The organism is Variovorax sp. PMC12 (genome assembly GCF_003019815.1).
GTDB lineage: Bacteria > Pseudomonadota > Gammaproteobacteria > Burkholderiales > Burkholderiaceae_C > Variovorax.
Map to the genome: position 1 here is coordinate 5,501,360 of NZ_CP027773.1, position 24,778 is coordinate 5,526,137.

Genomic DNA, 24,778 nt, shown 5'->3' on the forward strand with positions numbered 1-24,778 from the left:
CCCACGGAGACAGCTGAATGCGTTTCGACTTCTTCAGACGTTCGGGTTCCGGCGGCGCCGATGGCGCGGACGGCACCGAAGCCGCGCGCGGCCAGGATGCCGCCGCGAACGGCCACGTGGCCTACGCCATGCTGCTCGATGCGCAGCGGCGCGTCACCGGCTACCGGCTGGCCTGGCGGCCGGCGGGCGAACAGGCGGCCGCCCAGGCGGGCTCCGGCGTCAAGGCGCTGATGGACACCGCGGCGCTTCACCTCAACCCCGAGGACGGCGGCTGGCAGCTCGGCGCCATGCTGCTGTTCGTGGATGTCTCGGTCGACGCGCTGTTCCAGAGCGAACTGCAGTCGCTGCCGGCGCAAAGCGTGGTGCTGTGCATGGACAAGGAAGACCTGATGGACGCCGAGCTGCGCTCCATCCTGCTGTTCCTGCGCGAACAGGGCTTCGGCTTCATGCTGCGCGGCGCCGCGGCGCTGCCGGAAGACCCCGAGCTGCGGGCCATCGTCACCCACTTCGAGGTGGACGCGCTGGACGCCGAGACCGTGGTGCGCGTGCGCCAGGAAACCCAGCAGGGCAATCCGCCGGTCGAGCTGGTGGCGCCCCGCGTGAACACCTGGAAGGAATTCGACGCCTGCGCCGCGCGGCGCGTGAACGTGTTCATCGACGGCGCGTTCCGCAATCCGCCGGTGCGCGACGTGGACGACGCCCTGCAGCCCGAGTCGCTGCTGATCGTGCAGCTCATGCAGATGATCCAGCGCAACGAAGACGTGCGCGTCATCGAGGCCGCGCTCAAGCACGACGCGGCGCTCACCTACCGGCTGCTGCGCTACATCAATTCGCCTTCGGTCGGCATGGCGGTGGAGATCCATTCGCTGCGCCATGCGGTGGCCATGCTCGGCTATTCGCCGCTGTACCGCTGGCTGTCGCTGCTGCTGGCCACCAGCAACAAGGCCAGCTCGCCGTTCATGATGAAGAAGGCCATCGTGCGCGGCCGCTTCGTCGAGCTGATGGGGCAGGGCATGCTGCCGCCCAGCGAATCCGACAACCTGTTCGTGGCGGGCATGTTCTCGCTGCTCGACCAGCTGCTGGGCGTGTCGATGGAAGGCGTGCTGCGCAAGGTGCAGCTCACCGAGTCGGTGCAGCAGGCCATCCTGTCGCGCGGCGGCCTCTACGGGCCGTTCGTGGCGCTGGCCGAGAGCTGCGAGCTGGACGACGGCCAGGCCCCGCGCCTGGCCGAGGCTCTTTTCCTCAGCGCGGCGCAGGTCAACGCGGCGCAACTTTCGGCGCTGGTGTGGTCCCAGGACGCGAGTCCGGCCGCGGCGGGGCCCTGACATGACATTGAAAGTGCAGGGCTTTTGTGCATCTGATCGCTCCATTGGAAACGGGGAGCGGTATGTACATTGAAAGCCATGCTTCCAGGCTGGCTGTGAATAACGAGTTCCTCTTTACCGATAGCGACTTCTCGAGAATCCGGACCCTCATCCATCGCCGCGCCGGCATCGCCCTTGGCGACCAGAAGCGGCAGATGGTGTACAGCCGGCTCTCGCGTCGCCTGAGGGAGCTTCAGCTCCCCGAGTTCTCCACGTACCTCGACTGGCTGGAGTCCAGCGCGGACGGCGGGGAGTGGCAGTTGTTCATCAACTCGCTGACCACCAACCTGACTTCGTTCTTCCGCGAGGCGCACCACTTTCCGGCGCTGGCCGCGCATGTGCGCAAGATGCCGCAGCCGGTGACGGTGTGGTGCGCGGCGGCATCGACCGGCGAGGAGCCGTATTCGATCGCCATCACGCTGATGGAGGCGCTGGGCGACAAGGCGGGGTCGGCGCGCGTCATCGCGACCGACATCGACACGGCGGTGCTGGCCAAGGCCGCGGCCGGCGTGTTCACCACCGAGCAGGTCGCGCGGCTGTCGCCGGAGCGGCTGCGGCGCTTCTTCAACAAGGGCACCGGCGCCAATGCGGGCAAGGTGCGCATCCGCCCCGAGGTGGCCGCGCTGGTGAAGTTCTCGCGGCTCAACCTGCTGGACAGCGCCTGGTCCGTGAAGGAGCCGGTCGACGCGATCTTCTGCCGCAACGTGATGATCTATTTCGACAAGCCGACGCAGAAGAAGGTGCTCGACCGCTTCGTGCCGCTGCTCAAGCCGAACGGGCTGCTGTTCGCCGGGCATTCGGAGAACGCGTCGCTGGTCAACCAGGCGTTCAAGTCGCTGGGCCAGACGGTGTACGAACTGGCGCGCACGCGCGCCCCGGGCGCGGCATGAGCAACACCAGCCCCAGCGCGCCGGATTCGGTGGCGAGCCACCACTACTTCGACCGCGACGTCGGCCACAAGGCGGTGAAGCTGCTGCCGTCGGAGTACTACGTGACGGCGGACGACACCGTGCTGAGCACCGTGCTGGGCTCCTGCGTGGCCGCGTGCCTGCACGACGCCGAGGCCGGCATCGCCGGCATGAACCACTTCATGCTGCCCGACGACAGCGAGTCCGGCATGCGCGACCCGGTCGACTCCATGCGCTACGGCACCTACGCGATGGACGTGCTGATCCGCGAGCTGGTGCGCGCGGGCGCGCGCCGCGACCGGCTGCAGGCCAAGGTGTTCGGCGGCGGCGCGGTACTGGCCAACATGACCACGCTGAACATCGGCGATCGCAACGCGGACTTCGTGCTGCGCTATCTGCGCACGGAGCGCATCGAGGTCGCCGCGCAAGACCTGCGCGGGCCGCACGCGCGGCGCGTGTACTTCATGCCGGCCACCGGCAAGGCGATCGTGCGCAAGCTGCGCGCGCAGACGGAAGTCCGGTCGATCCAGCGCGAGGAAGGCGAACTGCTGCGCAGTCTGTCCGGCCTGCGCGCGGTGCCCGACCTGGAGAAAACAAGCAACGCCCCGGGCGCCCGCATGGCGCCCCTGGCCGCCATCAAAGGAAACCGGTGAGCGTCAAGAAAATAAAAGTGCTGTGCGTCGACGATTCGGCGCTGATCCGCAGCGTGATGACCGAGATCATCAACAGCCAGAGCGACATGACCGTGGTGGGCACTGCAGCCGATCCGCTGGTGGCGCGCGACCTCATCAAGGTCACCAACCCCGACGTGCTCACGCTCGACGTCGAAATGCCGCGCATGGACGGGCTGGAGTTCCTCGAGAAGCTCATGCGCCTGCGGCCGATGCCGGTGGTCATGGTGTCTTCACTGACCGAGCGGGGCTCGGAGATCGCGCTGCGCGCGCTCGAGCTCGGCGCCATCGACTTCGTGACCAAGCCGCGCCTGGGCGTGCGCGACGGCCTGCTCAACTACACCGAGCTCATCGCCGGCAAGATCCGCACTGCCGCCGGCGCGCGGCTGCTGCCGAGCCGGCACGCGGCCGCGGCCAAGTCACCGGCCGACGCGCCGCAGGAATCGCTGCTGCGCAGCCCGCTGCTCAGTACCGAGAAGCTGATCATCATCGGCGCCTCCACCGGCGGCACCGAGGCCATCCGCGAGGTGCTGCAGCCGCTGCCGCCCGACTCGCCCGCGGTGATGATCGCGCAGCACATGCCGGCCGGCTTCACGCGTTCGTTCGCGCAGCGCCTGGACGGCCTGTGCCGCATCAACGTCAAGGAAGCGGAGCACGGCGAGCGCGTGCTGCCGGGCTACGCGTACATCGCGCCGGGCGGCTTTCACCTGTCGCTGGGCCGAAGCGGCGCCAACTACGTGGCGCACCTCGACCAGGAGCCGCCGGTGAACCGCCACCGCCCGTCGATCGACGTGCTGTTCGATTCGGCCGCCAAGTACGCGGGCAAGAACGCCATCGGCATCATCCTGACCGGCATGGGCAAGGACGGCGCCGAGGGCCTGCTGCGCATGAAGCGCGCCGGCGCCCACACGCTGGCGCAGGACGAGGCCAGCTGCGTGGTCTTCGGCATGCCGCGCGAGGCCATCGCGCTGGGCGCGGTGGACGACGTATCCCCCCTGAGTGAAGTGAGTCGCCGGGTTCTGGCGCACCTTCGCACGTTCGGCGAACGTGCGAACCGAGTTTGAAAATCGACCTGTTGGAGTTGGAAATATCGTGATCGACAAGAGCATCAAAATCCTGGTTGTGGACGACTTCCCGACCATGCGCCGCATCGTGCGCAACCTGCTGAAGGAACTGGAGTTCCTCAACGTCGACGAGGCCGAGGACGGCGCGGCCGGTATCGAGAAACTGCGCGGCGGCAATTTCGGCTTCGTGGTGTCCGACTGGAACATGCCGAACATGGACGGCCTGACCATGCTGCAGACCATCCGCGCCGACCCCGAGCTGAAGAAGCTCCCGGTGCTGATGGTCACGGCCGAGGCCAAGAAGGAAAACATCGTGGCGGCCGCGCAGGCGGGCGCCAACGGCTATGTGGTGAAGCCCTTCACCGCCGCCACGCTCGAAGAGAAGATCACCAAGATCTTCGAGAAGCTGGCCAAAGAGGCGGCCTGACATGAGCCAGGACGCATCGGTGGCCGCGGACTCCACCAACAACACCGCGGAACAACTGCTCGGGCGCATCGGCCAGCTCACGCGCCAGCTGCGCGAAGGCCTGCGCGAGCTGGGTCTGGACAAGCAGGTGGCCAAGGCCGCCCAGGCCATTCCCGACGCGCGCGACCGCCTGAGCTACGTGGCGGCGACCACCGAGCGCGCGGCGCACCGCGCGCTCAACGCCATCGACGTGGCGCAGCCGCTGCAGGAAGCCCTTGCCAGCGACGCCAAGGGCCTGAGCAAGCGCTGGGACCAGTGGTTCGAGAACCCGCTCGAGCTCGACCAGGCGCGCGAGCTGGTGCTGGACACGCGCGGCTACCTCAACGAGGTGCCCGATCGCGCCAGCGCCATCAACTCGCAGCTGATGGAAATCCTCATGGCGCAGGACTTCCAGGACCTGACCGGCCAGGTCATCAAGAAGATGATGGAAGTGGTCAACGACGTGGAGACGCAGCTGCTCCAGGTGCTGATCGACAACTCCCCGCCCGAGAAGCGCCAGGAAGCCGCCCATAGCCTGCAGAACGGCCCGCAGGTCAAGCCCGGCAACCCCGAGGCAGTGACCGACCAGGCCCAGGTGGACGACCTGCTGGAGAGCCTGGGCTTCTAGAGCCCGCCCGGCCCTGCTTCATTGGCCGAACTGCAGGGCGATAAGGGCCCTTATCGGCAGATTGTTCCGGACGACCGAATTCAATAATTTGGTCATGAGCAAGGCGTACTTCGCCACTGCTGGTTCGGAGCATGAATGGCTGAGGAAAGCGATCTCGAAAAAACGGAACCCGCCTCCGAGCGGCGCCTGGAAAAGGCGCGCGAGGAAGGCAACGTTGCCCGTTCACGGGAGCTCACCACCTTCGTGATGCTGGGCACCGCGAGCGCGGGCCTGTGGTTCAGCGCGGGGCTGCTCGGCGAGAGCATGGACGGTTCGCTGCGCCGCGGCCTGCAGTTCGAGCGCGCCAGCGCGTTCGACACCTCGCACATGCTGGCCCAGACCGGGCTCATGGGGCTGCAGACGCTGCTGGCCATCGGCCCGCTGTTCGCCATGATGATGGTGGCGGCCGTGGCCGCGCCGCTGATGCTCGGCGGCTGGATGTTCTCCGTCGAGGCCGTCGCGCCGAAGTTCAGCAAGATCAATCCGCTGGCCGGCATCGCGCGCATGTTCTCCGCCCAGTCGCTGGCCGAGCTGGTCAAGGCGCTGGCCAAGTCGGCGCTGATCGGCGGCGTGGCATGGTGGGTGATCGCGGGCGACATCGGCACGGTGATGGCGCTCATGGCACAGCCCGCGCACTACGCGCTGCCGCACGCGCTGGTGCTGGTGGCCAAGCACTGCGTTCTGATCGCGGCCACGCTGTTCCTGGTGGCGCTGATCGACGTGCCGTTCCAGCTCTGGAGCTACTACCGCAAGCTGCGCATGTCGCGCGAAGACCTGCGCCAGGAGCACAAGGAAAGCGAAGGCGACCCCCACATCAAGGCGCAGATCCGCCGCCAGCAACAGCAGATCGCCAAGCGCCGGATGATGTCCGAGGTGCCCAAGGCCGACATCGTGCTGACCAACCCCACCCACTTCGCGGTGGCGCTGAAATACCTGGACAGCGACATGCGCGCGCCGCGCGTGGTCGCCAAGGGCACCGACCTGGTCGCCGAGCGCATCCGCGAGCTGGCGAAGGAACACAACGTCGCCATCCTCGAGGCGCCGCCGCTCACGCGTTCGCTCTACAAGCACACCAAGGTGGGCGAGGAGATTCCGAGCGGCCTCTACACCGCGGTGGCCGAAGTGCTGGCGTGGGTCTACCAGCTCAAGCGCTGGAAGAGCGAGGGCGGCGACGCCCCGCGCACCCCCACCGACCTGCAGGTGCCGCAAGCCCTTGAATACACAGTGAAAGACACAGCGAAAGCCGCATGAACGCGATGACCAACCTGTTGCGTCTGCCGACGCAGATGTTCTCCGGATCGCAGTTCAAGGGACTGGCCGGGCCGATTCTCATCATCATGATCCTGAGCATGATGGTGCTGCCGCTGCCGCCATTCCTGCTCGACCTGCTGTTCACCTTCAACATCGCCATGTCGGTGATGGTGCTGCTGGTGAGCATGTACACCATGAAGGCGCTCGACTTCGCGGCCTTCCCGGCGGTGCTGCTGTTCTCCACGCTGCTGCGCCTGTCGCTGAACGTGGCCTCCACGCGCGTGGTGCTTATGAACGGCCACACCGGCCCCGACGCGGCGGGCAAGGTGATCGAGGCCTTCGGCCACTTCCTGGTGGGCGGCAACTTCGCGGTGGGCGTGATGGTGTTCATCATCCTGGTGCTCATCAACTTCATGGTGATCACCAAGGGCGCGGGCCGCATCGCCGAGGTGGGCGCGCGCTTCATGCTCGACGCGATGCCCGGCAAGCAGATGGCCATCGACGCCGACCTCAACGCCGGCCTGATCGGCGAGGAAGTGGCCCGCAAGCGCCGCCAGGAAGTGGCGCAGGAAGCCGACTTCTACGGCTCGATGGACGGTGCCAGCAAGTTCGTGCGCGGCGACGCGATCGCGGGCCTGCTCATCATGGTCATCAACATCATCGGCGGGCTGGTCGTCGGCATGGTGCAGCACGGCCTGGACTTCTCCACCGCCGGCAAGACCTACACGCTGCTGGCCATCGGCGACGGCCTGGTGGCGCAGATCCCGGCGCTGGTGATCTCGACCGCGGCCGGCGTGATCGTCTCGCGCGTGACCACCGACGAAGACGTCGGCAGCCAGCTCACCGGGCAGCTGTTCTCCAACCCGCAGGTGCTGTTCCTGACGGCCGGCATCGTCGGCCTGCTGGGCATGATTCCCGGCATGCCGAACCTGGCGTTCCTGCTGATCGCGGGCGGCCTGGTGTGGCTGGGCCGCCGCCTGGTGCAGCGCAAGCCGCAGCAGCAGGCAGCGCAAGAGGCGGCCGCCGCGCAGGCCGCCAACCTCGCGCCCGGCAGCGAGATGGCCGAGGCCACCTGGGACGACGTGGCCATGGTCGACCCGCTGGGCATGCAGGTCGGCTACCGCCTGATTCCGCTGGTGGACCAGTCGCAGCAGGGCGAGCTGCTGGGCCGCATCAAGAGCATCCGCAAGAAGATCGCGCAGGACATCGGCTTCCTGGTGCCGGTGGTGCACATCCGCGACAACCTGGAGATCAAGCCCAACACCTACGTCATCACCCTGAAGGACGTGGAGATCGGCCGCGGCGAGGCCTTCCCGAACCAGTGGATGGCCATCAACCCGGGCCAGGTGTCGGGCACGCTGCCCGGCGCGCCCACGCGCGACCCGGCCTTCGGCCTGCCCGCGGTGTGGATCGACGCCAGCCAGCGCCAGCAGGCGCAGGTGTACGGCTACACGGTGGTCGATGCCTGCACCGTGATGGCCACGCACCTGAACCACCTCATACAGACGCATGCCGCCGAACTGCTGGGCCGCCAGGAAGTGCAGCAGCTGCTCGACCAGATCGCCAAGACCGCGCCCAAGCTCACCGAGGACCTGGTGCCGAAGGTGCTGTCGCTCAGCACGCTGCACAAGGTGCTGCAGAACCTGCTCGACGAAGAGGTGCCGATCCGCGACATGCGCACCATCCTCGACGTGATGGCCGAGCACGCGCCGACCATCAAGGACCCGACCGAACTCACCACGCTCACGCGCCTGGCGCTGGGCCGCGCCATCACGCAGCAGCTGTTCCCGGGCGATGGCGAGATGCAGGTCATCGGCCTGGACGGCGCGCTCGACGGCGTGCTGCAGCAGGCGCTGGGCAGCAGCGGCGGCATCGAGCCCGGCATTGCCGACAACCTGCTGCACCAGGCGCAGGCGGCCATCCAGCGGCAGGAGCAGATGGGGCTGGCGCCGGTGCTCGTCGTGCAGCACTCGCTGCGCGTGCTGCTGTCGCGTTTCCTGCGGCGCAGCCTGCCGCAGCTCAAGGTTCTTTCGCACGCGGAAATCCCTGATTCCCGCACCATCAAGATCACCGCCGCCATTGGAGGACGAGGTTGAATTCCCAGCAGAACGACGTGCGCACCACCGCACGCAAATTCGTCGCGGCCACCAGCCGCGAAGCCCTGAGGCTGGTGCGCGAGGCACTGGGCGCCGACGCCATCGTGCTGACCCACCGTGCCACCGCCGAGGGCGTCGAGATCGTCGCGATGGTGGAGGGCGATGTGCAGGGCGTGGCGCGCAACGCGGCGCCGGTGGCTGCCGCGGCCGCACCCGTGCCCGCACCTGCGGCTGTCCCGGTCGCGGCGCCCGTTGCTCAGGCCGCTCCGGTTGCACCTGTTGCACCTGTTGCGCCTGTTGTTCAGGCCGCGCGCCCCGCGCCCCAGCCCGTGGCCGCGCCCGCGCCAGCACCCGCGCCCCATGGCGACACCGTGCTCAACGAACTGCACTCCATGCGCGGCATGATCGAAGAGCAGCTCGCCAGCGTGGTCTGGAACGACAAGCAGCGCCGCGACCCGGTGCGCGGCCGCCTGCTGCGCACGCTGCTGGGCGCCGGCTTCAGCGCGCGCCTGTCGAAGGCCATGCTCGAGAAGCTGCCCACCGGGCAGACCTACGCCGAAGGCATGGCCTACGTGCGCTCCGAGCTGATCCGTGCGGTGCCCGTGCATGAAGACGAGGACGCCCTGTTCGCGCAGGGCGGCGTCTATGCGCTGATGGGCCCGACCGGCGTCGGCAAGACCACCACCACCGCCAAGCTGGCCGCGCGCTGCGTGATGCGCTTCGGCGCCGACAAGCTCGCGCTGGTGACCACCGACAGCTACCGTATCGGCGCCTACGAGCAGTTGCGCATCTACGGCCAGATCCTCAACGTGCCCGTTTACGCCGTGAAGGACGCGGCCGACCTGCACCTGGTGCTGCAGGACCTGCGCGACAAGCACATGGTGCTGATCGACACTGTCGGCATGAGCCAGCGCGACCGCGCCGTGCCCGAGCAGATCGCCATGCTGGGCCAGAGCCCGCGCCCGGTGAAGCGGCTGCTGCTGCTCAACGCCACCAGCCACGGCGACACGCTCAACGAAGTGGTGCACGCCTACCGCCACGGCAACGACCTGACCGGCTGCATCTTCACCAAGGTCGACGAGTCCACGCACCCGGGCGCGCTGATCGACACCGTCATCCGCCATCGCCTGCCGGTGCACTACATCTCCAGCGGCCAGAAGGTGCCCGAGAACCTGATGCAGGCCGACCGCGCGCAACTGGTGGACAGCGTGTTCCAGCCGCGCCAGCACAACCCGCTGTTCGTGCCGGCCGAAAGCGACCTGCAGGAAGAGCCCGCGGGCACCACGCCGTCGGCGCAGGTGGTGCAGGCGCAGGGCGAAGCCGACCGCCTGCGGCTGAAGTACCAGAACCTGATCCGAGCGATGGCGCACGACGCGCAAGAACTGGCCACCGCCGCCAGCGCGCTGGCCGGCGCGCAGATCGGCTTCGAGCGTGCGCGCGGGCTGTGGCGCAATGCCGCCGACGAAGACATCGGCCAGAAGGCCGTGCTGCAGGACCTGATGGTCCATGCGCGCGGCGAGATCGCCGCCGGCTGCGAGACCCATGTGCTCGCGCTGTGCGGCCAGGTCGGCCTGCGCTCCAACGAAGGCGGCGACGCCTACGAATGCCACGGCAGCCTGCTGCTGTCGGACCGCAGCGGCCTGCCGCTGGCCGCGCCCAACCAATGGCTTTCCACCGCCGCCATGCGCGGCATGAAAGACGCCTCCCGCAAGCCGGGCGCGCGCCAGGTGCCGTGGCTGCGCCAGCAGGACTTCGGCGGCAAGCCGATGGTGCACGTGCTCACGCGCCTGCCCGGCCTCGAGTCGATGCTGCAGTGGCAGGCGGGCGGCCAGCGCTGGCTGGCGCGCGCGCCGGGCTCCACGGCGGTGATCGATGCGCGCACCGGCGCACCCGACACGCTCGCGCGGCTGGACTTCGAGTTCAGCGAAGAGCAGGCCGTGCGCTTCCGCGGCAAGGCCGCGCTGCGCTGCGAGGCGCAGGTCGACGTGGTGCTGCGCTTCAACGCGGCCGCGGTGGCGGCGGGCGTCGGGCGCGAGGCCATGCCCGCGCTGCGCTGCGTCGCCACGCGCATGCTCGACGCGCGCAGCGGCAACGTGCTGGCGCAGAGCTATGCGCTCACGAACATCGGCACCGAGGTGACGGCGCGCCAGCTCGCCCAATGGCAGGCCTGGGCCAACGACGCCGAGCCGTGCTTCCGCCTGCTGCGCGACGGCGTGCAGCTGGTCGGCGGCATCGGCGAACTGGGCGACCCGAACAACATGAAGCGCCTGCTCATCGCCGGCCAGATGACCACCACCGTGTGGCGCCTGGCGCAGGCCGAGGGCGAATGGGCCGACCGCACCCGCGTGCTGCTGGGCCAGCTGACCGGGCGCCCGGTGCGCAACGGCCGGCTCATGAGCGGCAGCGCGCTGTATGCGGGCGTGGGCAAGCTTTTCCTGTTGCTGGAGGCGCTGGGCACCGAGTCCACTGCGCCCGTGCACTCGCCGCGCGCGCTGGAGCCGCAGGGTTGAGGAGATCGCAATGAGCAAGATGGTCGCGGACCAGGCCGACGGGTTGCGCCGCCTGCTGGCGCAGACGCAGACGCGCGTGGTCGCGGTCACGAGCATGGGCCCGGGCGCGGGTGCCACCACGGCCGCGATGAACCTCGGCGCCGCGCTGGTGCAGCAGGGCAAGAACGTGCTGCTGCTCGATGAGCACTGTCCCAAGGTCGGCTCGGCCTGCGAGGTCTGGGCCATCGATCCGCTGGGCGGGCTGGCCGACGTGGCCTCCGGCCGGCTCACGCTCGCGAGCGCGGCGGTGCGCGCCGGCAGCGGCGTGCACGTGCTGCCCGCGCCGCCCGGCGTGGCCGGCGACGCCACCGACCCGCGCACGATGTGGCGCGACGGCGTGGTCATCGTCGACGCGGCGCTCGACAGCGAAGGCCGCCTGTCGCCGCTCGCGCGGGCCGCCGACGAACTCCTGCTGGTGCTGCAGCCGCAGCCCGCGTCGATCACCACCGCCTATGCGGGCATCAAGCGCCTGCACTACGCGCACGGACTCAAGCAACTGCGCTTTCTCGTCAACGGCGTGGCCGAGGTCGAGGCGGCGCGCCGGATCATGAGCAACCTGGCCAACGCCGGCAGCCGCTACCTGGCGCTGTCGCTGGAGGCGGCCGGGTGGGCCCGCTTCGACGCGCGCGTCGCCGATGCGTGGCGGCTGAAGCAGACCATCGTCGAGGCCTTTCCCGCGAGCGCGGCGGCGGTCGATTTCCGCCGCGTGGCCGACGACATGGGCCGCTGGCCCTGGCGCGCCGATGGGCGCGCCGGCGTTGCTCCAGGCAAGCCAGCCCAGGCCGCGATGCATGCGGCCGCAGCCGCCTGACCCGGTTCCGGCAGATAACCGCAAGAGGACGTCCGTGTACACCGCACAGGGAACCATCGAGAAATCGCACCTGCTGGCGCAGCATCAGCCGCTGGTGCGCCGCATCGCATTGCAGATGATGGCCAAGCTGCCCGCCAGCGTGGAGCTGGACGACCTGATCCAGGCCGGCATGCTGGGCCTGCTGGATGCGTCCAGCCGCTACCAGGACAACCGTGGGGCGCAGTTCGAGACCTTCGTCAGCCAGCGCATCCGCGGCGCCATGCTCGACGAACTGCGCGCCAGCGACTGGGGCTCGCGCGGCCTGCGCCAGTCGGCCCGTGGCATCGAGAAGGCCATTCATGCGCTCGGCCACCGGCTCGGGCGCGCGCCGAGCGAAGGCGAGATCGCCAAGGAACTGAAGATGGACCTGGAGGCCTACCAGTCCATGCTGCAGGAGATACATGGCTGCCAGCTGCTCTACGTGGAGGACTTCGCGAAGGACGACCCGGACAACCCGTTCCTGGACATCCACTCGCAGGACGCGCGCCGCGACCGGCGCAGTGGTGATGACCCGCTGGAGCAATTGCTGGAGAGCGGCTTCCGCCACCAGCTGGTGGATGCCATTTCGGCGCTGCCCGAGCGCGACCAGTTGCTGCTCAACCTCTACTACGAGGAAGAACTGAACCTGCGCGAGATCGGCGCCATCCTGGAAGTGAGCCAGTCGCGCGTGTGCCAGCTGCACAGCCAGGCGATCAGCAGGCTGCGCGCGAAGCTCAAGGACCTGCTCTGACGACGACGCAGCCGGCCGCGGCCGGATAGGCGTTGTCCGGCAGCACTTGGCGCCGCTCTCCGGCGCGGTGCCGCCGGCCGGCGGGCGATGCTCACGGCTTGTCTCAGTTGCCGAAAAACAAACAACCCTCGACGCGCCGGCGGCCTGCCCGCCCGGCACGGCCCATTGCCGACTATGCGCTGATCGGCTCCACCCACAGCGCCGCGCTGGTTCACCTGGGCGGCGACATCGAGTGGCTGTGCCTGCCGCGCTTCGATTCCGCCGCCATGTTCGCGAGCCTGCTCGGCGACGAGCGCAACGGCCGCTGGACCATGCGCGCCAGGAGCGCCAAGGCCCGGGTCACGCGCCGCTACCTGCCCGGCACCATGGTGCTGGAGACTACCATCCACACCGCCAAGGGCACGGCCATGGTGACCGACTTCATGCCGCGCCCGGCCGCGGGCGGCACGCACGAGGTGGTGCGTATCGTGCGGGGAGTGCGCGGCGCGGTGAACATGCACACCGAGTTGCGCATCCGCTTCAACTACGGCGAGTGGTGCCCCTGGGTCGAGCGGCGCGACGGCGCGGTGCATGCCGTCGCCGGCCCCGATGCGGTGCGGATCAGCTCCGGCGTGCCGCTGGTCAATGAAGACTTTGCGAGCCATGCCGATTTCACCGTGCTGGCCGGGCAGTCGATCGCGTTCGTGCTCGACTGGTTTCCCTCGCACGAGAAACCGCCCGTCACGCGCGACGCCAGCGCGTTGCTGGCCCAGGCCAGCGCCGAGTGGTGCGCATGGACCGACCGCTGCGGCTACCAAGGCGAGTACCGCGAGCCGGTGATGCGTTCGCTGCTCACGCTCAAGGCGCTGACCTACGAGCCCACCGGCGGTATCGTCGCCGCGCCCAGCACCTCGCTGCCCGAGCAGCCCGGCGGCGAGCGCAACTGGGACTACCGCTTCTGCTGGCTGCGCGACGCCGCGCTCACGCTCTACGCGCTGATCGGCTCCGGCTATGTGGAAGAGGCCAGCGCCTGGCGCTGGTGGCTGATGCGCGCCGTGGGCGGCTCGCCCGAGGAACTGCAGGTGATGTACGGCCTGCACGGCGAACGCTCGCTCACCGAACTGGAACTCGGCTGGCTGCCGGGCTACGACGGCAGCCGGCCGGTGCGCATCGGCAACGGCGCGCACGGGCAGCGCCAGCTCGACGTGTACGGCTCGGTCATCGCGGCTTTCCATGCGGCGCGCAAGGCGGGCCTGGCGGACATGGACAAGGTCTGGCCGCTGGAGCGCGCCATCGCGAAGCAGCTCATGGTGCTATGGAAGCAGCCCGACTGCAGCCTGTGGGAAGTGCGCGGCGAGCCGCGCCACTTCGTGCACTCCAAGATCATGTGCTGGCTGGCCTTCGACCGCATGATCGCGAGCGCGGAAGACTTCGGCCTCGAAGGGCCGGTCGACCACTGGCGCGCGGCGCGCGACGAGATCCATGCCGAGGTCTGCGCGCGCGGCTACGACGCGGCCAGCAATTCCTTCGTGCAGTACTACGGCGCCGACACGGTCGATGCCGCACTGCTGTGGATGCCGCTGATCGGCTTCCTGCCCATCCACGATCCGCGCGTGCAGGGAACCATCGCGCGCGTCGAGAAAGAACTGATCTTCAACGGGTTGGTGTATCGCTACCGCACCGAGAAAGGCGTCGACGGCCTGGAGGGCGGGGAGGGCGCTTTCCTCGCCTGCAGCTTCTGGCTGACCAATGTGTACGTGGCCATGGGCAAGCTGCGCAAGGCGCGCGCGCTGTTCAAGCGGCTGCTGTCGCTGGGCAACGACCTGGGCCTGTTCGCGGAGGAATACGACCCGGTCGGACGGCGGCAGCTCGGCAATTTTCCGCAGGCGTTCTCGCACATCGGGCTGATCAACAGCGCGCATGCGCTGGTGTCCGCGGCGGGCGGCGTGTGGGAGCTGGCGGACCTCGACGGCAAGGCGCCGCTCAAGCGGCGGCGGCGTCCTTCGCGCGGCGGCTGAGCCGCGCGCCGATGTCGGCCACGATTCGCGCCACGGGCGTGTCGATGTCGGCATGCCACACGTCCGTTTCGCTCGGGTCCGGCCGTTCCAGCGTCCGCAACTGGCTGTCGAGCAGGCTGGGCGGCATGTAGTGGCCGGTGCGCCGTTCCATGCGCTGGCGGATGAGCGCATCGGGCCCGTCCAGGAACACGAACTGCAGCGACGGCGACGCGGCACGCAGCCGGTCGCGGTAGGCGCGCCGCAGCGCGGAGCAGGCCACCAGCACGCCGCGCGGCGCGGCGGTGCGGTCGGCCAGGTTGTCGCCCACGCGGTCAAGCCATGGCCAGCGGTCCGCGTCGCCCAGCGGCTGGCCGGCCCGCATGCGCGCCACGGCTTCGGGCAGGTGAAGGTCGTCGGCGTCGATCCAGGGCAGCGCGAGCAATTGCGCCAGCCCCGCCGCCACGCTGCTCTTGCCGGTGCCCGACACGCCCATCACCACCACGCAGGTGCGCTGCTGCGCGTGCATGCGGCTACAGGCTCGCGGTGATGCCGCCGTCCACGTACAGGATGTGGCCGTTGACGAAGCTCGAGGCGTCCGACGCCAGGAAGATGGCCGCACCGCCGAGTTCCTCGACGTCGCCCCAGCGGCCGGCCGGCGTGCGGCCCGAGAGCCAGGCCGTGAAGGCCTCGTCGGCCACCAGCGCCTGCGTCAGTTCGGTCTTGAAGTAGCCGGGGCCCAGGCCGTTGACTTGGATGCCGTGCTTGCCCAGGTCGATGGCCATGCCCTTGGTGAGCATCTTCACCGCGCCCTTGGTGGCGGCATAGGGCGCGATGCCGGGGCGGCCCAGCTCGCTTTGCACGGAGCACACGTTGATGATCTTGCCGCGCTTGCGCTCGATCATGCGCTGCGCCACGAAGCGGCCCACGAAGAACACGCTGTCGATGTTGGTGGTCGTGATCTTGTGCCAGGCATCGATGGGGAATTCGGCGAATGCGCCGCGGTGCTGCATGCCCGCGTTGTTGACCAGGATGTCGATGGGGCCGATGCCGGACTCGACCGCGGCCACGCCGGCCTCGACCGCCGCGGCATCCGTCACGTCGAAGGCGACCGATTCGGCCGCGATGCCCCGGGCGCGCAGTGCGTCGCGCGCGGCGGTGAGTGCGGCGGCGTCGCGTGCGTTGAGCACGACGCGCGCGCCGGCCTGGCCCAGTGCCGCCGCCAGCGCAAAGCCGATGCCCTTGCTGGAGCCGGTGACGAGGGCGGTGCGCCCGGAAAGATCGAACAGTTTCAAGAAGAGCTCCTTGGGACGGGACGTGAGCGGGGGCCCCGGTACGTGGCAACTGCAGAAAGTTACCGGTATCTTTTGAAAACGTCAATGGGTGAAGCCCGTGCTGGCTTTGCTCCAGGCAATTCGTTAGAGTTACCGGTATCTTTCATGCCGCAGGAGACATCCGCTTGACCGCTACCGCCATTTCCCCGCACGTGCTCCTGGCCGGCGCCTATCCCGAGTGGGACATGGCGCCGATGCGGGCGGCCTACACCCTGCACCACCTGTGGGAGGCGCCGGACCCTGCGGCCTTCGTCGCCGAACATGCGGCCGACATCCGCGCCATCGCCACGCGCGGCGAGCTGGGCGCGAGCGCGGAGCTCATCGCGTCGCTGCCCAGGCTGGAGCTGGTCGCCTGCTACGGCGTGGGCACCGACGCCATCGATCTCGCCGCCTGCCGCGCGCGCGGCATCCGCGTGACCAACACGCCCGACGTGCTCAACGGCGACGTGGCAGACCTTGCCGTGGGGCTCACGCTGGCGCTGCAGCGGCGCATAGCGGCCAGCGACCAGTTCGTGCGCAGCGGCGCATGGGCGCAAGGCGGCATACCGCTGGCCACGCGCGTCTTCGGCCAGCGCGTCGGCATCGCCGGGTTCGGCCGCATCGGCAGCACCATCGCGAAGCGGCTCTCGGGCTTCGACGTGGAACTGGGCTACTTCAGCCGCAGCGCGAAGGCCGACAGCCCGCACCGCCACTTCGCGAGCCTGAGCGCGATGGCCGACTGGTGCGACGTGCTCATCGTCATCCTGCCGGGCGGCGAGGCCACGCGCGGCATCGTGAATGCCGAAGTGCTGCAGGCGCTGGGCCCCAGGGGCTGGCTGGTGAACGTGTCGCGCGGCACCACCGTCGACGAAGCCGCGCTGCTGCAGGCGCTCGAGGCGCGCAGCATTGCCGGCGCGGGGCTCGACGTGTTCCTCAACGAGCCGCGCATCGACCCGCGCTTCGCCGCGCTCGACAACGTGGTGCTGACCCCGCACCATGGCAGCGGCACCGAACAGACGCGCCGCGCCATGGGCGAGCTGGTGCGCCGCAACCTCGAGGCCCACTTCGCGGGCCAGCCTCTCATCACCCCCGTGGCCTGATCGCCCGAAGGAAAGAATCATGCGTTTGCGTTGTATGTGCCTCGTGATCCACGCCCCCGACTACCTGCGGCTGGACGAACAGGACGCCGGGGAAATCGGCCCCGGCCAGGTATTGGTGAAGGTCGGCATGGGCGGCATCTGCGGCTCCGACCTGCACTACTTTCACAACGGCGGTTTCGGCACCGTGCGCATCAAGGAGCCGATGGTGCTGGGCCACGAGGTGGCCGGCACCGTGGTGGCGGTGGCGCCCGGCGTGGAGAGCGTGCGCATCGGCGACAAGGTGGCCGTCAACCCGAGCCGCCCCTGCGGCGCCTGCAAGTTCTGCCTCGAAGGCCTGCCCAACCAGTGCCTGGACATGCGCTTCTACGGCAGCGCGATGCGCACGCCGCATGTGCAGGGCGCGTTCCGCAACATGCTGCTGTGCGAGGCCACGCAGTGCGTGAAGGTGGCCGACCACGTGCCGCTGCGGCTGGCCGCGCTGGCCGAGCCGTTCTCGGTGGGGCTGCACGGCGTGTCGCGTGCCGGGCCGCTGCTGGGCAAGCGCGTGCTGGTGTCGGGCTGCGGCCCGATCGGCGTGCTGGCCATCGCGGCGGCGCGCGCGCACGGCGCGGCCGAGATCACCGCCACCGACGTGGTCGACGAGCCGCTGGCCATTGCACGCGCCATGGGCGCCGACCGGACCATCAATGTCGCGCAGGACAAGACCTGGGTGTCGCGCCATTCGGCCGACAAGGGCACCTTCGACGTGATGCTCGAATGCTCCGGCAACGAACGCGCGCTGCGCGACGGCCTGGAAGTGATGCGCCCGCGCGGCGTGGTCGTGCAGCTCGGCCTGGGCGGCGACGTGAGCATTCCGCAGAACATGGTGGTGTCGAAGGAACTGAGCATCTGCGGCTCGTTCCGCTTCCATGCCGAGTTCGCGCTGGCGGTGCGGCTCATCAACGAAGGCCGGGTCGACCTGTCGCCGGTGGTGACGCACACCTTCCCGATGCTGAAGGCGCGCGAGGCCTTCGAGCTGGCGAGCGACCGCAAGCAGGCGATGAAGGTGCTGATCGACTTTGCGGATGCGGGAGCGGCAGCCTGAGGCCGCTCAGGAGCTCTCCCGCTGCTCGACGCGAAACGGGATGAGCACCGTCTCCGCAGGTGGCCGATGCCCGTCCCGCGTGCCGTCGATCACCCGCAGCAGCAGCTCGCCCGCCGCCGTGCCGATGCCCATGCAATCCACCGCCACGGTGGTGATGCGCGGATGGCAGGCGCGCGCGACTTCGAAGTCGCCGAAGCCTGCGATCGCGATGCGCCCGGGCACGTCCCAGCCCCGGCGCTGGCATTCCATCAGCGCGCCGAAGGCCGAGAGGTCGGACACGCAGAGCACCGCATCCACGTCGGGCCACTGGCGCACGAGCTGCGCGATGGCCTCGCCGCCTTGCGCCATCGAGATCGGCGGCTGGCCGAAGCTGATCACGCGCCCGTCGGGCAGCCCCAGTTCGCGGATCGCCTGCGCATAGCCGCGCTGCCGGTCGGCGCCGCGCGTGTCGCGGTTCGAGGTGCCGCCGATGAACGCGATGCGCCGGTAGCCCTTGCCGTGCAGGTGCCGCACCATGGCCGCGGCGGCTTCGGCGTTCGAGAAGCCGACCGTGTGCCCGATGGGCGTGGCGGGCAGGTCCCAGGTCTCGATGACCGGCACGCCGGCGGCCTGCAGCATGGCGCGCGCGGCGGGCGTGTGGGAGCCGCCGGTGAGGATCACGCCCTCGGGCCGGCGCGCGAGCATGGCGCGCAGCAGGCGCTCTTCGGTCTCCACGCGGTAGTCGGTGTAGCCCAGCAGCAGTTGCAGCCCGCGCGATTCCACCGCCGCGGCAATACCCTGCACCGTCTCAGAGAAGTTGGAGTTGTTGAGCGACGGGATCAGCGCCGCGACGAAACCCGAGCGCTTGCTCGAGAAAGTGCGCGCGGTCTGGTCGATCACGTAGCCCATCTCTTCGCAGGCCTGCAGGATGCGCTCGCGCAGCGCCTGCGAGGTGACGCGGTCGCTGCCCACGCTGCGGTTGAGCGCGCGCGAGACCGTCATCTTCGACACGCCGACGCGTGCGGCCACGTCGGCCATGGTGGGCGGGCGGGACGCTGGGGCGGGGGCTTTGTTCGGGGGCAATGGGCTCTCTCGGAATCGGGTTCGAAGGCAGGCGGCGTGATGCGATACCGATAACGCGGGTATCGCCTGTACGCATGCTACGAGAACTCCGGCGTTTGTGAAAACTCCGGAGCGGAATGGCGGTCGCGGCGTCTGCGGAAAGCCCGGGTTACAGGTATCTCTTCGCGCGTGTTCAGGGCTCAGGCCCGCTCTTTCTTCAGCTGCCGCAGGGCCGCTTCGGCATGCGTGATGAAGCGCCCGGCCAGCAGCGAGGCCGCGAAGTTGTCGTTGGTGACGGCGAACACGTCGAACGACGGCGCCTTCCCGATCGGCCGAAAGCTCAGCCGGTCGGTCATGCAGCCGCGCGCGGTGAGGTCGTCGACGATGGCCACGCCCGCGCCCGCCGCCGCCAGCGCGCAGGCGGTCTGGCCGGCGCGCACCTCGGTCTGCGCATCGGGCTGGCAGCCGTGCTGCAGGCACCAGTCGGCAATGATGCGGCCCTGCGGGGTGTCGGGGCTGAACGCGATCATGCGTTCGCCCAGGATGTCGGCCGGCTTCAGCGTGCGCCGCGCCTCCAGCGGGTGGCCCTTGGGAAACACGCCGGCCAGCGTCCATTGGCCGATGGGCCGCGCGTTGAGCAGCGGGTCGTCGATGGCCAGGGTGGAGATCGCCACGTCGGCCTCGTGCGCGGCCAGCCGCTTGACCATGTCGCGGGCCAGCAGCACTTCGACGTAGAAACGGGCGGCGGGGAACTCGCGGCCCAGCGCAGTGAGCGCGCGCGGCACCATGTCGAGCCCGGTGCTCGGGCTGCACAGCACGCGCAGCGTGAGCATCTTGCCGCACTTGAGCGCCTGCGCGCAGTCCTCGATGCGCGCAACGCCGCGATACACCTGCTCGACCTCCGCGAACAGCGCCTGCGCCTCGGGCGTGGCCTGCAGCTTGCCCTTGCGGCGCTCGAACAGGCGCAGCCCCAGCTGCAGCTCGATGTGAGACAGCATGCGGCTGATGCCCGGCTGCGACACGTGCAGCGAGCGCGCCGCATCGGTGACGGAGCCGGCCAGCATGACGGCGCGGAAGACTTCGATCTGTCGGAGGTTCATGACTTTGCCCGGCGCTTCGGCGTTGTTCGATAACGCGATGTTATGGGCTCGCGACATGTTGGTATTTGCTGCCCCGGCGCCGCGTTCCTAGCATCGGCGTGTTCCTTCATTCGATCAAAACCATAAGCAGAGGCATACAGGACATGGTTCACCGTCCAATCTCGGGCCCGGGTGCGCGGGCACCCGGCGTCACACGCAGAAGCGTTCTCTCGGCCGTGGCGCTCGGCGCCGCGGGCACCCTGGCCGCCGGCCCCTGGCGTGGCGCCGGTGCCGCCGAGGCATGGCCCACCAAGCCGGTGCGCATCATCGTGCCCTTCGCGCCGGGCGGCGGCGCCGATGGCTCGGCGCGAGTGCTGGCCGAGGTGCTCGCGCCGCAGCTGGGGCAGGCGGTGATCGTGGAGAACAAGCCGGGCGCCGGGAGCACCATCGGCGTGGCGGCGGCCCTGCAGAGCCGCGACGGCCACACGCTGCTCATGGGCAGCAACAGCATGGTGATCAACCCGGCGCTGAACCCGAAGCTCACCTATGACGTGGCGCGCGACTTCGACGCCATCGGCATGGTCTCGCAGCAGCCGCTGGTGCTGGTGGTGCCGGCCGAGTCGAAGGCGATGACGGTGGCCGAGCTCGTGGCGCAGGCCAAGGCGCAGCCCGGCAAGCTCAGCGCGGGCAACAGCGGCACCGGCACGCTGGCCCACCTGACGGCCGAGCTCTTCGCGCAGGAGACCGGCACCTCGCTGGTCAGCGTGCCCTACAAGGGCGAGAGCGCGCTCATGCCCGACCTGATCTCCGGGCTGGTGTCGATGGGCTTCCTCAACCTGCCGAGCGTGATCGTGCACATCCGCTCGGGCCGGCTGCGCGCCCTGGCCGTGTCTTCGGCACAGCCGGTGGCCGAACTGCAGAACGTGCCCACCTTCCGCAGCCTGAAGCTGCAGAGCCTGGAAGTAGAGGGCTGGGCCACGCTGGTCGCGCCCAGGGGCTCTATTCCGCCCGAAGGGCTGGCCCGGCTCGAGAAGCTGCTGGCGGCGGCCCTGCAGTCCGACGCGGTGAAGAAGCGCTTTACGGCGCTGAGCCTCGAACCGTTCACCAGCGGTCGCGAGGCCACGGCCAGATACCTGAAGGCCGAAGGCAGCCGCTGGGGCGAAGTGGTGAAGAGCCGCGGCATCCAGCTGGAAAACTGAAATGAACGACAGCACGATTCAGGGGCAGGCAAGCAGCCGCACGGTCGAGGCCGACGTGGTGGTGTGCGGCGGCGGTGTCGCCGGCACGATGGCGGCCGTGGCGGCGGCGAGGCAGGGCGCGTCGGTCGTGCTGGTGGAGCGCTACGGGTTCCTCGGCGGCAATGCGACGGCCGGCGCGGTGGCGCAGTTCAACAGCTGGCAGACCGGCAACGGCCGCAAGGTGGTGGCCGGCCTGGCGCAGGAGGTGGTCGATCGGCTGCGCCGCTACGACGGAGCCCGCGCGCACGAGACCTTCGTGATGTCCACCGGGCACCGCATGGACCGCGTCGAATACGCGCCCGAAGTGCTGAAGCTGGTGCTGGACGACATGGTGGCCGAGGCCGGCGTGCGGCCCCTGCTGCATGCCAGCCTGCTCGACGTGGCCTGCGAGGGCCGCCGCATCGAGCGGGTGAGCGTGCTGACCAAGGGCGGTGTGCTGCACCTGCGAGCGGGCGTGCTGGTCGACGCGTCGGGCGACATGGATGTGCTGAAGCGGGCGGGCGCGCGTTTCCTTGAACTCGGCAACGGCGAGGCGCTGCAGCCGGCGACGATGATGTTCCGCTTCGGGCCGATCGACTTCGCGCGCTTCGGTGCGCTGTCGAAGGCCGAGCTTGCCGAACTGGCGGCGCGCGGCTTCGCGCAGGGCCGGCTGGCGCGCGCGGCGCTGCATTCGAGCCGCGATCCCTATTCGGACGACGGCTGGTTCAACATCAGCCGCCTGGGCATCGACGCCACCGACCCGATGGCGCTGGGCGCCGCCGAGATCGAAGGGCGGCGCCAGGCGTGGAAGGCGGCGGGCTTCCTCGCGGATGCGGTGCCCGGCTGCGAGCACGGGCGGCTGCGGGCCTTCGGCACGCAGGTCGGCGTGCGCGAGACGCGGCGGATGGAGGGCGACCATGTGCTGACGGCGGCCGAACTGCTGGAGCCGGTGCAGTTTGGCGATGCGATTGCAGCGGGGGCATACCCGATCGACATCCACCCGGCAACGGGCGGTGCGCTGCACTATGTGCCGATGGACGCAGACCACGCGTATCAGATTCCGTACCGCAGCCTGGTGCCGAGCGCGCTCGACAACGCGCTGGGCGTGGGCCGCGGCATTTCGGCGAGCCACGAGGCGCTGGCGGCGATCCGGGTGATGACGATCTCGATGGCGGTCGGGCAGGCCGCCGGCATTGCCGCGGCCATGGCCGCCAGGGCGGCGGAGGGCGGCATGGGAGCGCAGGTGCGCAAGGTGCCGGTGCCCGCGCTGCGCGAGGCGCTGCTGCGCGGCGGCGCCGTGCTCGGCTAGCGCCGCCGGCAGCCTGGCTTCAGAGCCAGTTGCCGCTCTGCGGCATCTGCACCTTCTCGGCCGGGTCGTCGCTCGTCACGAACGAGCCGATGACGACGCTCAGGATCGAGATGAAGATGCTCGCGAACAGCGCGGTCCAGAAGCCGGACACGCGGAAGCCCTTCACCAGCGCGGCCACCAGCAGGATCATCAGCGCGTTGATGACCAGCAGGAACAGGCCGAGCGTCACGAGCGTCAGCGGCAGCGTGAGCACGATCAGCAGCGGCTTGACGACGGCATTGGCCAGGCCCAGCAGCAGGGCCGAGACCACCAGCGCGCCGGTGCTCTCGAACTTGATTCCCCGAAACAGATGGCTCGCCACCCAGAGCGAGATGGCCGTGATGGCCCAGTGGATGAGAAAAGGGGCCAGGTTGTTAAACATTTCCGGGGGCTCGTGATTCGTGGAAAAAGGAGCCGGCCATTATCCGTGGCCCGTGGGAGCGCCGTTTTCTCCTGTTACGCGCAGAAACAACGGGCGACACCCCGTTAAGATCCCACCTCTTGGCGCCCCTTGCAGAAGGGGCTTTCTTCATGGCCGGACAAACAAGGGTCATCACCACATGGCCAATGCCTCGATCGCGAGCTTGACACCCGCCCCGGCTTCGGCCGACGAGGCCGAATCATGGGTGCGCGGCGAGCTCATCCGCAGCCTGATGCGCTCGGCGCGCGGCTCCTATCTCGTCTCGGCCGCGCTGATGCCGGCCATGGTCGGCCTCAACTGGGCCTACATACCTCGCTGGGAACTGATCACCTGGCTGGTGGCCGGCCTCATCGCCACGGCCTGCCGCGCCTGGGGCGCGCAGGTGTATGCGGTGCGCTATGCGGGGCGCAGTGCCGCGGCACAGCTGCAGTTCACCGAGCGCTACGGCTTCGTCTGGAGCACCAGCGCGGTGGTGTGGGGCTTTTCGGTGCTGCTGTTCTTCGAGCGCACGCCGCAGGCCAACCAGTTCATGAGCTGGCTCATCGTGGCCGGGGTGGGCACCTTCCCGCTGAACGGGCTGGCGCTGCACCCCCCGCTGCTCAAGCGCTACGTCAACACGCTGTTCATCACGATGCTGGGCGCGGTGCTGATCCGGCTGTCGGGGATCATGCTGCATCACCCCCAGTTCCAGTACAGCTACCTGATGCCGGTCCTGCCGATCCTGCACTGGTTCCTGCTGCTGCGGGCCGGGCGGCACATCTACGAGACGGCGCGCAACAGCCTGGAGCTGCTGTTCCACAACCACATCCTGATCAAGTCGCTCACGCAGCAGCGGCAGGCGGCGGTGTCGGCCGTGGCCATGAAGAACCGCTTCCTGGCCAGCGCCGCGCACGACATGCGCCAGCCGGTGCTGGCGCTCTCGCTGTACGCCGACTGGCTGCGCAACGAGCCCGAACTGGTGCTGGAACTCGCCCCGAAGATCGTGCGCGCCACGCACGCGGTGAACGCGCTGTTCGACTCGATGTTCGACTTGGCCCGCATCGACTCGGGCCAGGTGCGCCTGCACGTCGAGCGCGTCGACGTGCCCGAGCTGCTGCACGACCTGGAGCTGCAATACCGCCCCGTGGCCGAGAGCCGCGGGCTGGACTTCCGGGTGCACGTGTGCGAAGGCTCGTTCCTGACCGACCCGATCCGCGTGCGCCGCATGATCGGCAACCTGCTGGCCAACGCCATCAAGTACACGACCGAAGGCGGCGTGCTGCTGGCGGCGCGGCAGACGCGCGACGGCCTGCGCGTGGAAGTGTGGGACACCGGCATCGGCATCGCGCCCGAGCATCTGCGCGACGTGTTCCTGGAGTTCTACAAGGTGGCCGACCATGCCGGCACCTCCGACGGCTTCGGCCTCGGCCTGGCCATCGTTGCGCGGCTGTCGCACGTGCTGGGCCACCCGGTGAGCGTGCGGTCGCGGCTGGGCAGCGGCAGCGTGTTCCGCGTGGCGCTGCATGACGCGGACGAGGCAGTGGCGCAGGCGCGGGTGACGGCTTCCGGCGGCTGAAGAAAAAAACCGCGCAATGCGCGGTTTTTTCTTTCCAGAAACACCGGGAAGG

The 24,778-nt window shown here is 69.3% G+C and carries 22 protein-coding genes; 17 read left to right on the top strand and 5 right to left on the bottom strand.

Annotated features, from left to right (window positions below; all coding sequences use genetic code 11):
- The first annotated feature begins 17 nt into the window (after positions 1-17).
- The 12 genes from C4F17_RS25830 to C4F17_RS25885 all read left to right on the top strand — a co-directional run bounded on the left by C4F17_RS25830 (position 18) and on the right by C4F17_RS25885 (position 14,592).
- A complete protein-coding gene (locus C4F17_RS25830) occupies positions 18-1,325 on the top strand; it encodes an EAL and HDOD domain-containing protein (RefSeq protein ID WP_081266199.1) in 1,308 nt (435 codons plus the stop codon).
- Between the two features lie 62 nt (positions 1,326-1,387).
- Entirely contained in the window at positions 1,388-2,254 is an 867-nt protein-coding gene (locus C4F17_RS25835; RefSeq protein ID WP_106937137.1) for a CheR family methyltransferase, read from the top strand.
- The gene (gene cheD / locus C4F17_RS25840; RefSeq protein ID WP_106937138.1) at positions 2,251-2,925 is read left to right on the top strand and encodes a chemoreceptor glutamine deamidase CheD; all 675 of its coding nucleotides are present in this window, start codon (positions 2,251-2,253) and stop codon (positions 2,923-2,925) included. The genes C4F17_RS25835 and cheD overlap by 4 nt, the downstream gene beginning before the upstream one ends.
- Before the next feature lie 56 nt (positions 2,926-2,981).
- On the top strand, positions 2,982-4,007 hold the full coding sequence (locus tag C4F17_RS25845) for a protein-glutamate methylesterase/protein-glutamine glutaminase (protein WP_234382981.1): 1,026 nt from the start codon (positions 2,982-2,984) through the stop codon (positions 4,005-4,007).
- 31 nt (positions 4,008-4,038) lie between these two features.
- A complete protein-coding gene (gene cheY / locus C4F17_RS25850) occupies positions 4,039-4,434 on the top strand; it encodes a chemotaxis response regulator CheY (protein WP_172839779.1) in 396 nt (131 codons plus the stop codon).
- Position 4,435: 1 nt separating this feature from the next.
- Positions 4,436-5,080, top strand: coding sequence for a protein phosphatase CheZ (cheZ, locus tag C4F17_RS25855; protein ID WP_081266204.1), 645 nt, complete (start codon positions 4,436-4,438; stop codon positions 5,078-5,080).
- Between the two features lie 135 nt (positions 5,081-5,215).
- Positions 5,216-6,370 (top strand): flagellar biosynthesis protein FlhB, encoded by a 1,155-nt coding sequence (gene flhB / locus C4F17_RS25860; RefSeq protein WP_081266205.1) that lies wholly within the window; start codon positions 5,216-5,218, stop codon positions 6,368-6,370.
- Positions 6,367-8,466 (top strand): flagellar biosynthesis protein FlhA, encoded by a 2,100-nt coding sequence (flhA, locus tag C4F17_RS25865; protein ID WP_081266206.1) that lies wholly within the window; start codon positions 6,367-6,369, stop codon positions 8,464-8,466. The genes flhB and flhA overlap by 4 nt, the downstream gene beginning before the upstream one ends.
- Positions 8,463-10,976 carry a flagellar biosynthesis protein FlhF gene (gene flhF / locus C4F17_RS25870; protein WP_106937140.1) on the top strand — a complete coding sequence of 838 codons (2,514 nt, stop codon included), beginning with the start codon at positions 8,463-8,465 and terminating at the stop codon, positions 10,974-10,976. The genes flhA and flhF overlap by 4 nt, the downstream gene beginning before the upstream one ends.
- Before the next feature lie 10 nt (positions 10,977-10,986).
- Positions 10,987-11,826, top strand: a complete 840-nt coding sequence (locus C4F17_RS25875) for a MinD/ParA family ATP-binding protein (RefSeq protein WP_199851892.1) — start codon at positions 10,987-10,989, stop codon at positions 11,824-11,826.
- Positions 11,807-12,595 carry an RNA polymerase sigma factor FliA gene (locus C4F17_RS25880; protein WP_199851893.1) on the top strand — a complete coding sequence of 263 codons (789 nt, stop codon included), beginning with the start codon at positions 11,807-11,809 and terminating at the stop codon, positions 12,593-12,595. Before C4F17_RS25875 ends, C4F17_RS25880 begins: the two co-directional genes overlap by 20 nt.
- 107 nt (positions 12,596-12,702) lie before the next feature.
- Positions 12,703-14,592 (top strand): glycoside hydrolase family 15 protein, encoded by a 1,890-nt coding sequence (locus C4F17_RS25885; protein WP_106937141.1) that lies wholly within the window; start codon positions 12,703-12,705, stop codon positions 14,590-14,592.
- Here C4F17_RS25885 and C4F17_RS25890 read toward each other — a convergent pair.
- Both C4F17_RS25890 and C4F17_RS25895 read right to left on the bottom strand, forming a co-directional pair.
- A complete protein-coding gene (locus tag C4F17_RS25890) occupies positions 14,558-15,097 on the bottom strand; it encodes a gluconokinase (RefSeq protein WP_106937142.1) in 540 nt (179 codons plus the stop codon). The two genes, C4F17_RS25885 and C4F17_RS25890, sit on opposite strands and share 35 nt — an antisense overlap.
- Positions 15,098-15,101: 4 nt before the next feature.
- Positions 15,102-15,863 carry a glucose 1-dehydrogenase gene (locus tag C4F17_RS25895; protein ID WP_081266211.1) on the bottom strand — a complete coding sequence of 254 codons (762 nt, stop codon included), beginning with the start codon at positions 15,861-15,863 and terminating at the stop codon, positions 15,102-15,104.
- A gap of 164 nt (positions 15,864-16,027) precedes the next feature.
- On the opposite strand from C4F17_RS25895, the gene C4F17_RS25900 reads away from it, so the two are divergent.
- A complete protein-coding gene (locus C4F17_RS25900; RefSeq protein ID WP_106937143.1) occupies positions 16,028-16,981 on the top strand; it encodes a 2-hydroxyacid dehydrogenase in 954 nt (317 codons plus the stop codon).
- A 19-nt stretch (positions 16,982-17,000) separates the two neighbouring features.
- Positions 17,001-18,065 carry an L-idonate 5-dehydrogenase gene (locus tag C4F17_RS25905; protein WP_106937144.1) on the top strand — a complete coding sequence of 355 codons (1,065 nt, stop codon included), beginning with the start codon at positions 17,001-17,003 and terminating at the stop codon, positions 18,063-18,065.
- Between the two features lie 6 nt (positions 18,066-18,071).
- Here the strand turns inward: C4F17_RS25905 and C4F17_RS25910 are convergent, their stop codons facing one another.
- Both C4F17_RS25910 and C4F17_RS25915 read right to left on the bottom strand, forming a co-directional pair.
- Positions 18,072-19,082: a LacI family DNA-binding transcriptional regulator gene (locus tag C4F17_RS25910; protein ID WP_106937145.1), complete on the bottom strand. Its 1,011-nt coding sequence runs from the start codon at positions 19,080-19,082 to the stop codon at positions 18,072-18,074.
- 224 nt (positions 19,083-19,306) lie between these two features.
- Positions 19,307-20,206, bottom strand: a complete 900-nt coding sequence (locus C4F17_RS25915) for a LysR family transcriptional regulator (RefSeq protein ID WP_159053721.1) — start codon at positions 20,204-20,206, stop codon at positions 19,307-19,309.
- A 143-nt stretch (positions 20,207-20,349) separates the two neighbouring features.
- Here C4F17_RS25915 and C4F17_RS25920 point away from each other — a divergent pair, with 143 nt between their 5' ends.
- Positions 20,350-21,384 carry a Bug family tripartite tricarboxylate transporter substrate binding protein gene (locus tag C4F17_RS25920; RefSeq protein WP_234382384.1) on the top strand — a complete coding sequence of 345 codons (1,035 nt, stop codon included), beginning with the start codon at positions 20,350-20,352 and terminating at the stop codon, positions 21,382-21,384.
- A gap of 1 nt (position 21,385) precedes the next feature.
- A complete protein-coding gene (locus C4F17_RS25925; RefSeq protein WP_106937147.1) occupies positions 21,386-22,711 on the top strand; it encodes an FAD-dependent oxidoreductase in 1,326 nt (441 codons plus the stop codon).
- 19 nt (positions 22,712-22,730) lie between these two features.
- On the opposite strand, the gene C4F17_RS25930 is transcribed toward C4F17_RS25925, so the two are convergent.
- Positions 22,731-23,132: a phage holin family protein gene (locus C4F17_RS25930; protein WP_081266228.1), complete on the bottom strand. Its 402-nt coding sequence runs from the start codon at positions 23,130-23,132 to the stop codon at positions 22,731-22,733.
- Positions 23,133-23,310: 178 nt separating this feature from the next.
- On the opposite strand from C4F17_RS25930, the gene shkS reads away from it, so the two are divergent.
- Positions 23,311-24,726: a surface-behavior sensor histidine kinase ShkS gene (gene shkS, locus C4F17_RS25935; RefSeq protein WP_081266229.1), complete on the top strand. Its 1,416-nt coding sequence runs from the start codon at positions 23,311-23,313 to the stop codon at positions 24,724-24,726.
- Positions 24,727-24,778 lie beyond the last annotated feature (52 nt).

Bases quoted from the DNA above. Each gene is read 5' to 3' on its own strand.
- C4F17_RS25830 (WP_081266199.1), top strand. From the start codon at position 18: ATGCGTTTCGACTTCTTCAGACGTTCGGGTTCCGGCGGCGCCGATGGC.
- C4F17_RS25835 (WP_106937137.1), top strand. From the start codon at position 1,388: ATGTACATTGAAAGCCATGCTTCCAGGCTGGCTGTGAATAACGAGTTC.
- cheD (WP_106937138.1), top strand. From the start codon at position 2,251: ATGAGCAACACCAGCCCCAGCGCGCCGGATTCGGTGGCGAGCCACCAC.
- C4F17_RS25845 (WP_234382981.1), top strand. From the start codon at position 2,982: ATGACCGAGATCATCAACAGCCAGAGCGACATGACCGTGGTGGGCACT.
- cheZ (WP_081266204.1), top strand. From the start codon at position 4,436: ATGAGCCAGGACGCATCGGTGGCCGCGGACTCCACCAACAACACCGCG.
- flhB (WP_081266205.1), top strand. From the start codon at position 5,216: ATGGCTGAGGAAAGCGATCTCGAAAAAACGGAACCCGCCTCCGAGCGG.
- flhA (WP_081266206.1), top strand. From the start codon at position 6,367: ATGAACGCGATGACCAACCTGTTGCGTCTGCCGACGCAGATGTTCTCC.
- C4F17_RS25875 (WP_199851892.1), top strand. From the start codon at position 10,987: ATGAGCAAGATGGTCGCGGACCAGGCCGACGGGTTGCGCCGCCTGCTG.
- C4F17_RS25880 (WP_199851893.1), top strand. From the start codon at position 11,807: ATGCGGCCGCAGCCGCCTGACCCGGTTCCGGCAGATAACCGCAAGAGG.
- C4F17_RS25890 (WP_106937142.1), bottom strand. From the start codon at position 15,097: ATGCACGCGCAGCAGCGCACCTGCGTGGTGGTGATGGGCGTGTCGGGC.
- C4F17_RS25905 (WP_106937144.1), top strand. From the start codon at position 17,001: ATGCGTTTGCGTTGTATGTGCCTCGTGATCCACGCCCCCGACTACCTG.
- C4F17_RS25910 (WP_106937145.1), bottom strand. From the start codon at position 19,082: ATGGCCGACGTGGCCGCACGCGTCGGCGTGTCGAAGATGACGGTCTCG.
- C4F17_RS25915 (WP_159053721.1), bottom strand. From the start codon at position 20,206: ATGAACCTCCGACAGATCGAAGTCTTCCGCGCCGTCATGCTGGCCGGC.
- C4F17_RS25920 (WP_234382384.1), top strand. From the start codon at position 20,350: ATGGTTCACCGTCCAATCTCGGGCCCGGGTGCGCGGGCACCCGGCGTC.
- C4F17_RS25925 (WP_106937147.1), top strand. From the start codon at position 21,386: ATGAACGACAGCACGATTCAGGGGCAGGCAAGCAGCCGCACGGTCGAG.
- C4F17_RS25930 (WP_081266228.1), bottom strand. From the start codon at position 23,132: ATGTTTAACAACCTGGCCCCTTTTCTCATCCACTGGGCCATCACGGCC.
- shkS (WP_081266229.1), top strand. From the start codon at position 23,311: ATGGCCAATGCCTCGATCGCGAGCTTGACACCCGCCCCGGCTTCGGCC.